At 64.7% G+C, this 11,490-nt stretch carries 5 protein-coding genes; 1 reads left to right on the top strand and 4 read right to left on the bottom strand.

Features of this window, described 5'->3' with window-relative positions; genetic code table 11:
- The first annotated feature begins 130 nt into the window (after positions 1-130).
- Positions 131-778 (top strand): ISAs1 family transposase, encoded by a 648-nt coding sequence (locus tag ACK8GG_RS10255; protein WP_440356266.1) that lies wholly within the window; start codon positions 131-133, stop codon positions 776-778.
- A gap of 518 nt (positions 779-1,296) precedes the next feature.
- Here the strand turns inward: ACK8GG_RS10255 and ACK8GG_RS10250 are convergent.
- From ACK8GG_RS10250 to ACK8GG_RS10235, 4 genes are all read right to left on the bottom strand, one after another.
- On the bottom strand, positions 1,297-1,701 hold the full coding sequence (locus tag ACK8GG_RS10250; protein ID WP_440356171.1) for a hypothetical protein: 405 nt from the start codon (positions 1,699-1,701) through the stop codon (positions 1,297-1,299).
- 490 nt (positions 1,702-2,191) lie between these two features.
- The gene (locus ACK8GG_RS10245) at positions 2,192-2,764 is read right to left on the bottom strand and encodes a hypothetical protein (protein ID WP_440356170.1); all 573 of its coding nucleotides are present in this window, start codon (positions 2,762-2,764) and stop codon (positions 2,192-2,194) included.
- A gap of 248 nt (positions 2,765-3,012) precedes the next feature.
- The gene (locus ACK8GG_RS10240) at positions 3,013-3,570 is read right to left on the bottom strand and encodes an Imm1 family immunity protein (protein ID WP_440356169.1); all 558 of its coding nucleotides are present in this window, start codon (positions 3,568-3,570) and stop codon (positions 3,013-3,015) included.
- Between the two features lie 18 nt (positions 3,571-3,588).
- Positions 3,589-11,406: a ricin-type beta-trefoil lectin domain protein gene (locus ACK8GG_RS10235; protein ID WP_440356168.1), complete on the bottom strand. Its 7,818-nt coding sequence runs from the start codon at positions 11,404-11,406 to the stop codon at positions 3,589-3,591.
- Positions 11,407-11,490: the final 84 nt, after the last annotated feature.

The raw sequence follows: 11,490 nt of genomic DNA, 5'->3' as shown, positions 1-11,490 counted from the left end.
AGCCAGCCCCCCCCCCCCCCCCCCCCCCCCCCCCCCCCCGCCCCCCCGCCCCCCCCCCCCCCCCCCCCCCCCCCCCCCCGGCCCCGGGGGTCGCGCCGCCCCCCCCCACGTCGACGGCAAGACCAACGAGATCACCCGCTTCGCACCCCTGCTCGACCAGCTCGGCGACCTCGGCGAGGTCGTGGTGACCGCCGACGCCCTGCACTGTCAACGCGACCACGTCGCCTACCTCGCCGAACGCGGCGCCCACTGGATCCTCACCGTGAAGGGCAACCAGCCCCACCTGCGCACCCAACTGGCCGCCCTGCCCTGGCGGGCAGTCCCCGACGCAGACCGCGGCACCTGCCGCGGCCACGGCCGCCGAGAGATCCGCACCTTGAAAATCCTGTCCGCCTCCACCGGGATCGACTTCCCGAACGCCGCCCAAGCCATCCAGATCCGACGCCGACGACGCCGGCTCGACCAGCCGAAACGCTTCACCACCGAGACCGTCTACGCGATCACCGACCTGCTCGTTCACCAAGCCAAACCGGCGCAACTCGCCGCCTGGACCCGCGGTCACTGGTCGATCGGGAACACAGTCCACTGGGTCCGCGACGTCACCTACGACGAAGACCGATCCCAGATCCGCACCGGCACCGGACCCCAAGTCATGGCCACCCTCCGCAACGCCGCCATCGGCGCACTACGCCTGACCGGCGTCACCAACATCGCCGCCGCCAACCGACACCACGCCCGCGACAGCAACCGACCACTCGCCCTGCTCGGCATCACCTGAGGACTTTGCCGGGGCCCTGGCAGGCCGCCACCGACGGCGCCGCTGGGCTAAGAATCGCTTCACCTAATCAAGACGGCCCGGCCTGTCGGGCCGGACCGCGCGCACGCGCTACAGCCGTTCCGGCCCGCGCGCACGCGCCCGCAGAGCAAGAGCCCGAACCCGCGAGGCATGGCGCCACGGATTCGGTGTGCCATCGGGTCATTCAGGCCGTAACGATCGCTTCACAAAGCATGCACCGCAACACTTCCGGCGATCGGCGCCCCAGCGCTACGCGCCGCGGCACCGGACGATCTTGCCACTATCGGACTCACGCAGTCTTCATTTATAAATTTGCATGCGTACTCACTGCTTGACAGCAACGGTGACAGCAACCCACACGAACAACCACGCCCACCAGCGCATATCGGAGCGGCGTCATCACCTTAAGTAACGGCGCCGCTCCGATATTACGCATTCATCGCTGCAGTGATGGGATTCGGGCAACGTGGCGTCACATTGATCGAAGTACCAGGCACTTGCTAGCCGTAGAAACCCGGAGCGGCGACAAGCACTGCCTCAAAGTGCCTGCCATCCTCATCGTCCGGCCCTTCGGGGAGCACTGAGCGCCACAGTGACAACAGCAGATTCGGCGCGAGCACCCTCAAGCCGTCGTCCTCGATCTCGACTGACGTGATATTGGAAAGCCGCTGAATAACTTCCTCCGCCGGCAAATCAAAGATTGGAATATCCCGGAAGAGAACCACGACGTCGCGGCTCGGACGATACACCTCCACGGCATCGACGCTCCCGCTTCGGTCCTGGCTGAGAGCAATCGAAAGCTCAGAATCATAGTGAGCAAAGCCAGGATTTAACCGGTTGCCCGGCCTAGGGGGCTGGTAGCCGTCGATCAATTGAAGTACCTGCTCGGCCTCCTCGAACGACATGCCGACCCTGAGTGGCCCAGCCGCCCGAGGCGGGTCAAGTACAAAGTCCATAGCGACCTCCCTCTCAGAGTTACCATAGCGTCATTTGGACGTGCACTTGACTCGGCACCGTGCGCAGTTCCTGATACGCGGCGTTCTGCGGCAACGAACCGATCATCTCCGCGATGGCATTGTTGTACCGACCAGGGAAACGAGACGTGACGTCGTTAATATCATTCATCATAGCGCGGTCAATCTGTCCCGAATCCACCAACTCGCGCTGCATTTGGAGCCAAGCACGCGACGCCGGCAAGCTACCAGTTGAGTAGACCTGACGATGATCTGCTCGCTCCATTCGGATAGCTGCTCAACCAAAGGAGCGGTACATCGGCCGCCCGACGGCAGAAGGCAGATGTCGACGCAAGCCACCAGGCAATGCGGGATTATGCGCGCAGCGCCTACTGACAGCCAACAAAGCTACGTTACATCCGCCTCGCCCGCTACTCGGAAGCTAACCCCCAATTTGGTAGTGCTTCTTCAAATTGAAAACAAACCGCCGCGTCTGCTCGGCAACGAAGCGCGGTTCACTATCCGCCGCAGCCATCATCTTATCCAGCGCAGCCCGAGATCCTCGCAAGTCTCCCATTTCGGCATACGAGACAGCCAGGTGGGCGAGGTCAAATTGTGACTTCGGACCGCATTCCAGATTCTGAACAATGTCCGGCAAGGATTTGAAGCGCCTCAAGAACGGGAAGCCATACTTCCTCAAATCCAACATTAGCGCTTCAACAAAAGATCCAATATCGTCACTTGGAAACAAGGCCCATCGCGGGAGCATCCCGCCTTCGCGCCCCTCAGCGACGAACAAGTCAGCAAGAGATGCTCCAACCATGCAAGCACCCTCATGAAGGCCATAGAAATCTGCCGCCAATGCCGAGACTCGGCCGTGACTAACACCAACCGATGGGTTCAACGACAAGCCGTAGCTACGAGGAGTGAGGTCCACCCCAATTTGAAAGATCAGATCAGGGCCCCCGCGCTTCACAAAAATCTCGTACTCTTCCTCGCTGTTCGACGAGTGCATCCACCCTAGACCACTCAGCCCTCGAGCTAGTCGACTAGTTAGATTATCCGCTAGGATCCGCACGCCGGACACTGCCAAATATCGAATTGAACCCCCATCGTCACTCTCGCTCCCTTCGGAATTCCATGCACCGCAAGCGGGCGCCTATTTGCTGGAGAAACATGCCCTGATGCCGTCAGTCGCGGCATATGAACAAGGCCAGGACTGCAACAAGCCCGCAGCCGCACTGCCGGCGCAGTGGGACGTAGCTATCGGAGGCTGTCCCAGTCAATTTCCGGATCCTCGACGACCTCAACCACGGATGGCCGGTCGAGGCGTTGCCCATTCATGTGACCTGCAACCCAGCTAATGCACTCAGGCCGACTCCCTGAACGCAGTTGACAGAATTCCTCCACCGCAGCCTGAATTCGGGAGACCGGCAGAGTGCTGGCCGGGTCATGAAAGAGCGGATACCCAGGATCCGACACAACGCGTGGATCGAAATCAAGAGGTTCGGGATTGTCGGAAATCCAAACCGAATCATAAATCCCTCCCTCTTTAGGGAATTTCTCATCAACGAACCAGACTAGAGCCCCATATCCATGGCGGCGATTAATCGCCACACTCAGATTGCTCGCCGCCACCGGGCCGTTCTCGCTATGCCGTCGATCAGCGATACAGAACCAGGCATCTTCGCCGGGATGGTGAAAGCCCTCAGCTTCCTCTTCCTCCTGCAAGCCCTCCATAACTTCGACGACAAGCCTTGACGTCTCGCCCGCGCTCTCGGCGTAACGCCACTCACCCTTGAAAAATACGCTGAGAAACAAGGCCCTTCACTTTCCTGATCATCCCCGCGCCCGACCATGGAGCGTAACGCTCTGCATGCTACCCGCTGCACCTCTGAACCAGACTGTCATGCTCGAACCTTGGGGAAGGATCGCCGGAACTGCTGACGAACACGAGAACCTTCCCGTGCATGGTCCGCCAGAATGGTTGATCACGACATCTAATGACGTCACGCCAGCCTGTCGCATGCGCCAAGCAAGCTTGGTCTCCACATGAGTGATTGACGCATGGGGCCCACTTGCCGGATTCGCTATGTCCGGTGAATCCACGAGGAACTGGTTGATGTCGTCCGAAGAGGAAGAGTGCCCGCTCTTGAACGGAGCTCCCACCCTGGACACGCCCGAGTCGCCGATATTGACGACCTGCCCGACCGTAGGGTCACCATTCGCGCGCGCCGGAAGCCCATCAGCAACACCACCGACATCGCAGTTGTGAACCAATACCGGCGCGGTCCCAGCCAGCACATAGTACGTGTGGGTGTTGACGACGGTAAGGTTGTGGACGGTGGCGCGGGGGACGGTCCAGCGTTCGATGGCGGTGATCTGAACGTGGGTGCCGGCGCCGGTCCGCAGCCATTGGCCGGGTTGCAGGTCGGTGGCGTCGATCCACTCGTCCAGTTCGGGTACCCAGAAGGGGTGGCCATCCGTTGCGGTGACCTCGACGGTGTTGTCGCCGTGTTCGCCGTCGGTCTCGATGGTGACCTTTACCAGGTGCTTGACACCGTCACCCGTGATGGTCGCGGAAACCGTCTCCACCCGGGTTTCGCCGGTCTCCGGGTCGGTAGCGATGACCTTGTCCCCCGGTTTGATGTCCTCGATCGCCTTGGTCGAACCATCGGCCATAAGAATCTTGGTCCCGGGAACAAAGCTGTTATCAAGGCAGTCGGGTTCCGCTTTGCCGGCGCCGCCGCCACCGGTGGTGCCGCCGTTGCTGCGTGAGGACGCGCCGTCGGAGCCGCCGGGCTTCGAATCTCCTCCGGAGCTCTTGCCTCCGCCGTTGGAACCGGACGACGCCCCCTTCGGGTTAGCGGCAGCCTGAGCCTCCTTCTGCGGCCCGTTACCGGTCTTCTTCGTCTGGTTGACCGCACGGTTACTGGTCGTGTTGACCTTCTCCGAGGCCTTCTTCTTCAGCTGAGCGGCTTTCTTCGCCCGCTCCGCCGCCAACCTCTTCGCGTTCTGGAACGCAGTCTCCGCCGCCCGCGCCAGCGCGAGGACCCGCTCGGCGGCCTGCTTCGCCGTCCGCCAGGCCTGGACCGCACTGATGGCCTTGTTGATCGCACCCCACAGCTTCGGAAGCTTGAACAACTTCCCCCACGGCACCGCGTCGGCGATCAGGCTCCCGCAGCCCCACAGGTCGCCACCGAAGCAAGCGATCGCGTCATTGAGGCCGATGAACTCCGCCAGCACATGCCACGACGCGGCAAGAATCACCGACATCATCGAACGACCCGCGTCCGCCTGCGCCTGCGCGACCTGCGCCGCCGACAGGCCGGCACCGGCCAACGCCGCCGCCCGCTCCGACGGAGTCAACGCCACCGACAGACCACTCGGGTCCGACAACGTCACAGGGTTGTTGTGCGCGTACGCGTACCCGTTCGACTGCACCGGGTCCGCCAGGTCCAGCACCGGGTCCGCCGACAGGAACCGGCCGACCTCCGGGTCATACAACCGCGCACCCAGCACCGTGTAACCGGAAGCGTCGTCCTTCGGCGCGCCCAGGAACCCGTCATGGGTCTGCAACGCCTGCGTCAGCCGATCCTCGGCCCGCTCATTACCGAACGGATCCTGCTTGCGGATCCGCGGCGTCATCCCATCCTTAAGCCCGATCTCCGCGTACGGGCTGCCCTGATGATCAGTGGTGATCGCGGCAAGGTCACCCGCGCCCGGACCGTACGCGTACCGCAGGATCGTGCCACCCGGAACCGAGTACGACCGCTGCGTGTTGAGCAGGACGCCATCGCGCTGCACGGTGACCTCGGCCTCGCCCAGCAACAGGGTCGCCTGCTTGCCCTGGATGGTGAGCAGACGGGCGCCGTCAGGACCGTAGATGTGCCGGGTCTCGTCCTGCGCCTCCCACTTCTGAGCCGCAGAAGCAGGGTCACAGGCTGCCAGGACGATCGGGGTCATGTTCACGGTCTCGCCGTCCCGCACCGTCAGGCAGAAGCCCGACGACGGGTGACCAAACTGACCAGCGGCGTTACGCGTGAGCCGCTGCGCCGGCGAACCATCACACTTCTGGATCTGCACCGCCGAGCCGGCAGTGTCTCCGGCCGGCTGCAGACACCAGTTGTCGTAGACCGCGAGGGTGCCCAGGTTCGGGTCGTCCTGGTCGGGCTTCGGAGTGAAGCTCCACTTCTGGGCAACCGTGTTGTTGCAGGTGAACAAGTGGACCGGACGACCCGGCACCGCCATGCTCGCGCTCAGGTCGATGCACTTGTCCGCCAGGCCGACGTACGAGGTCCTGCCCTTACCACCCAGGCCGCTGATCCGCTCGATCTGGCCGTCGTAGGTCCAGGAAAGCTCCTGCTCGTCCCCGTTCTGAATCGACGCGACCGACTTCGTCTCACCGGTGAGCTCGTAGAGCCGCTCCGCCTCCGCGACGATCTGCGCGCCGGCGGGAGTGGCGAAGTTCTTGGTCAACTTCGTCAGCGTGCGCGGCTGGCTGCCGTCCGCCTTGCCGTACTCGTAGTCGGTGGTGGCGTCCAGGACCGTGTTGCCGGTGACGTCCTTCTCCACCAGCTGCGTACGGTTGCCGAGCAGGTCGTACTCGTACTGCTGCCAGTAGCCCGCACCGTCCGGACCGGCCGCGACCTTGACACTGCCGTCCGTGCCGACCGGCCCGCCGGCACAGGTGTCCTGGTCAGCCGAGGTCCATGCCTCGCGCAGCTGCCCCAACGGGTCGTAGGTGAAGCACTGCCGCTCCTCGATCCCGACCGCGCGCTCCCGCAAACCGGTGACATTGCCGGCGTTGTCGTAGGAGTAGGAGCGGTGCGAGACCAGGTTGCCCGCGACGATCGACTTGTCGCCGGTCTGCTCGCGATAGACCTGCTGGTTGAGCAGGGCGCCGCTGGCGTCGTCGTAGGAAGCCGTGGCCCACACCCGGTACGGCTGTGCACCCAGCGTCGAACGCAACACCTGCCCGTACGGCGAGTAGACAGTCTCCGCGCCGTACCAGTTGTTGCCCGAGACCGAGAGCGGCAGCCCGTCCTTGGTGTAGCGGACGAGGATCTTCTCGCTGGGGAAGGCACCCACCGCGGGCAGCGTCATCGACTCCGGCAGGCCCGTGTCGGTGTACGTGTAGTCGTAGGTGTACGACCTGGCCAGACCCCACGTGTCGGCGATGGACTGCGGAAGCGTCAGCGTCGTCGACGTGGGCTGGTAGTCCTCGTTGTAGCCACCAATGGTCTGCCGGTAGGGCTCGCCGTCGGTGTAGCGGGTGGCGCTCGCCGGCAGACCCTTGCCACCACTGACGGTGTCGTAGGTGTACTCCGCGAGGAGCGTGCCGCTGCTGCCGCCGAGCCGCTGCTGCGTCGGCCGTGACAGCTCGTCGTAACCGTTCCACACCGTGATGCCACGGGCGTTGGTCGACGTCAGGGGACGGTCTCGGTGGTCATAGGTGAGCGTGGTGGCGCCGGTGTCGGGATCGGTCGCCGTCGTCAGCCGGCCGCGCTGGTCGTAGCGCCAGGTCCACGACTGGTCCGGGTCTTCCGAGTGAGTGGCCTTGGCCATCTGGCCACGCGCGTCGTACTCGTACCGCATCGAGGTGAACGCGGTCCGCGCCGCGTTGGTGAAGGTGTCGACGCGGCTGGTCCGCCCGAGAGCATCGCTGTACACCCGGTACGAAGCGGCGCCCGCAGGGTTGATCACCGTTGAGTAGTCCGCGCCGTACTCGTACCTGGTGGCCCGCGCCTCCACCGGCTCACCGCGAAGAACCGGCGTTTCCTTGACCACGCGGCCAAGACCGTCGTAGGCGTACCAGGTCGCATTCGGGATTGCGGTGGGGGTCTCGTCGGGGTCGTCGCTTACGACGTACGGAACAAAGACCTCACCGCGGGGTGAGCCCGCCGCGAAGTACGCATTGTTGGTCTGCCACACGTCACCCGAGGTGTTGCGATGGATGTCGGTGATCAGCCGGCCGCCGCCGGTCGCCTCCACCTGAGTCTGCCGCTCGCGGCCGAGGCCGTCGTAGATGGTGACCGACGTCATCACCCGGCCCTCGTGCCCCCGGGCGTAGGTGGTGATGAACGGCGCCTTGTACGGTCGCTCGTTGTTCAGTGCCGAGTAGTCCGCACGGAAGTCCGGGGTCGCCGTTGTCGACGGAGTGCGGCCCGGTGCCCAACCCTTGACGAGACGTCCGAGCGCATCGAACTCGGCGTGGCTGACCCGGTTGTTCAGGTCGGTGGTCTTGCGGACGACGGCACGCCCGGGCTCGACCTCCTGCACCTGCGTGTGACCCAGAGAGTTTCGCTCCGTAATGGAGAAGACCTGGCCGGTTGCCGGCGTATAGGTGATGGTGGAGGTCTTGCCGTCGGGATCCGTGCGCGAGACCACCCGCCCAATCGCATCGAACGCGGTGGTGCCCTCGGACTGGAAACCGGAGCCGTCTGCCTTCAACGACCACGTCTGGGTGGCCAGGCCGCGGGTGTTGCTGCCGAGAGCCGTGCCGTAAGGCAGGCCGTCGTAGGCGACCTGCCCCGCGGAACTCAGGCTCTCCAGGTCGTCAAAGGTGGCGTCGGCACACGCGGTCGGGCTGGTGCGGATCTGCTGGGTCAGCCCGATGATGTTCTTGCCGGGATGGTGCAGATAGTCGATCTCCGTGCAGGACTCATCGCCCGTGTTTTGTATGTCGCCGAGGGACTCGATCTTCGTTGGCAACCCGTAAGTGTTGTCGAAGCTGGTCGCCGACTCGACGGTTCGCAGCGTGCGCTTGTCATCGCCAGTGCCCGACGAACGGGTGTAGGAGATCTGACGCCCTTCGGTGACTCGCCAGGCGCGCAGCGGGCTCAGACCGTCACCGCGCACACGGCTGCCGAGTAGCTGCGCTTGCGGCACGGTGACACTTCGGGTCAGCCACTCATCGTCCTCATGGCCGGCGTCCGCATAGGTCAGCTCTTCGGCGATCCGGCCGGCGAACGGCTCCGCGTCCTTCGCGATCTCCGCGCCGGTGATGTCCCGCATCGAGACGTCGTCACCCATGCCGCGGAAGTAGCGGGTGACGGACTTTGTCCGTTTACTACCCAGGTCCGCATCATTCGCGCCGGTGAGGACAGTGACCTTCTCGAAACCGGCGAACTGCGAGTACGTGCGCGTGGACTTCTTGGTGAACTCCTGCTCGGCTAGGCGCCAGCCCGCGTTGTCGTAGAGGTACCTGGTGATGACGGCGGGAACGCCGTCGACGACCGGGAGCTCCTCGACCTGCGAAACAACGTACTTGTGGAACCAGTCGATCTCTTCGACAGCGGGGTCCGGATGCCAAAAGGACGGATAACAGAGACGGGTATTGCTCTTCAGCGCAGCCGTGTCACCCTTGCCGGGAAGGTCTGCACCGGTAGCACACTGACCGGTGGGCGGCCGGTAGGTGATGACGGTCTCGCCGCCGTACTCGTTGATCACCCTTGCGATCCGCAGGCGGGAGAAGCCCGGACGGTGGTCCCGCTTCACACGGTTTGGCATGTCCTCGGCGTTCGCCTCGAACCGCACCGCCCGCAGCGAGATGCTCGCGTCGGTCCTGCCGTTGGGGCCGAAGCCGGTGCGCTGGATCGACTCCAGCCAGAGGGCGGTGTTGTTGCCGGTGCGCTCCACCGGCAGCGACTGCTGGAGCACGTACTCGTCCACTACCTGGCGCGCGCTCGTGTCGCTGCGTCGCTGCACCTCGGTAGTGATCTTTTCCAGGCGCTTGCGGGTGAAGAAGGAAGGCGCCGAGTTCCAGCACTTCTCGCCCTCGCTGCAGCGCAGGTCGGCCGGCGTGTCGTACCAGATCCGGTATTTGCTCGGATCCTTGCTGGCGAAGTTCGCCTCGCTGCAGGCGACTCCGCCCTCGGCGAAACAGCGCTCTGCCACGCTGAAGGTGACCCGCCCCACCGCCGGGGCGGAGAAGATGGTGTCACGCCGCTGCCCGTAATCGATGCGAGTCAGGTATCCGCCGCGGTCGTACCGGACGGGCGCCTTGAAGTCGAAATTGCGCGCGTAGAAGTTCCGCTCCTTGGCCCACCACAGGCTCATGGCGTTGCCGTGAATGTCCTCGACATAGTCCAGCGACCATCGCCAGGCCTGGTCGCACCACGAATTGACCCACTTATCAGCCACACACGGCTCGCCGGCATGGTTGCCGTAGACCGGAACGTTAAGCACGGAGTTGGTCACCGGGTCGTCCTCGGCGGCGCCGTTGTCCGACCAACCTGGCAGGCGATTCAGGCCGAAGTGGTAGCGGGTGCCGTCCCGGGTCGTGACAACCCAGTACTCCCCGTCCTTGTCACCATTGGCCCTGCCGGTGTCCTTGATCAGCTGAACCTTGGAGCCGTCGCCGTTGCTGGTGATCCAGGTGTTGGAGGATTCGTTCCAGACGAGCTCGGTCGTCATGCCGCCGAGCGACAGCGTGGCGTTGTTGGAACCCCAGCAGAGGTCGGCGGTGCGGTGGGTCGCGTTGTTGGAGCCTGCCTTCTTCGAGTCCTGGCGGCAGTTGGCATAGCTGCGGGTGATGGCGCCGGCGTTGTAGTCCCAGCCGTCGCCAATCCAAGAGGCCTGGTTGTTGGTGGCGGAGGTGCGGCCGTCCACCGACTGCGAGGAGTACCCCAGGGCGACCTTCGGCGTGAGCCCGCCCGGCGCCTCGGGCACCTGCACCTGATACGAGTAGGTGAACGCACCCGAGGACGAGCCCGCCGCCCAGGAACCCGAAGAGAGCAGGGGGGCTGCGGTGAAGTCACCTGCCGAGGAAGCACCGGTGTCGAGAACACCCACCACGCTCGACCCACCCGAGGCGGCGGCGTTCCGGGCGCCCACGGGTTCGTACAGCGGCCCCACCGGCACGGTGCCCGAGAGCACACGCCGCGGCTCGGTGTCCTGCGCCGTCGTAGTCCGGCCGGCGATCGTCTGCGGGGCGACCAGCTCCACCTGGCTGCTCAGGAGCTGTCCTTCAGGGGTGGGCTCGCCAACCGGGGGTTCCTCTCCCTCACCCGGGGCGCAGTCACCCGCATCCGGGGCGTCGTAGACACAGTCCGGCAGCAGCACGAGACCAAAACGATCGGCAGCCTGCGGTCCGTAGAAGTCCGCGAAAGGCGTGTAGTCCACGCTGATCGCGACTTCCGCGTCAGGATCGGCCGTCACGGGCGGCGTGATCTTCATGATCAGGCCGGCGACGCCGGCCTCCTGGGACGCCTCCGGCGCGGCAAGATCCACCGCCCAGGTGCCTGCCAGCGCTTCCGGATCTCCGTCCTCGGGGACCCCGAGACTGATCGGCAGGTCGGCGACCGGCACGCCGGTGCCCGGCGGCACGTCGGTGAGATCTACGACGCCACTGCCCTGCTCCCACGCATCAACAGCCTGCGGCTCATACGCTGTTTCAGGAACCTCATCCGCAGTGGTCAATTCCGTCTCGGTCTCACCGACCTCGACCCGCTCGGCCTCGGGAATCTCCGGCAGCTCGACCTGAGTTCGCGTCATGCCTTCGCCAGGCACCGCCCAGGCCTGGACCGGCACAGCGGTGACCAGAAGGGTCGTGGACAACAACAGCATGATCGCCGTTCGCGCACGATGGCGAAGGCCACGACCCGTCGGGGTCTCTCGGACATGCCTCGAAAACAGCGGACCGCGACCACGCATGTGCGTCTACTCCTAGGCGCAGGACAGAAGAAACGCCGCGGCCGAGCCACGACATCACGCGCCCAGTTCCAGCACGCTGGCGAG

Source organism: Melissospora conviva (assembly GCF_049523535.1).
Taxonomy (GTDB): domain Bacteria; phylum Actinomycetota; class Actinomycetes; order Mycobacteriales; family Micromonosporaceae; genus Melissospora; species Melissospora conviva.
Note: the sequence above shows the minus strand (reverse complement) of the source record. Positions and strands in the feature narration are given on the sequence as shown.

Coding starts and splice junctions, on each gene's coding strand:
- ACK8GG_RS10250 (WP_440356171.1), bottom strand. CDS start 1,701: ATGTCGTTCGAGGAGGCCGAGCAGGTACTTCAATTGATCGACGGCTAC.
- ACK8GG_RS10245 (WP_440356170.1), bottom strand. CDS start 2,764: ATGCACTCGTCGAACAGCGAGGAAGAGTACGAGATTTTTGTGAAGCGC.
- ACK8GG_RS10235 (WP_440356168.1), bottom strand. CDS start 11,406: ATGCGTGGTCGCGGTCCGCTGTTTTCGAGGCATGTCCGAGAGACCCCG.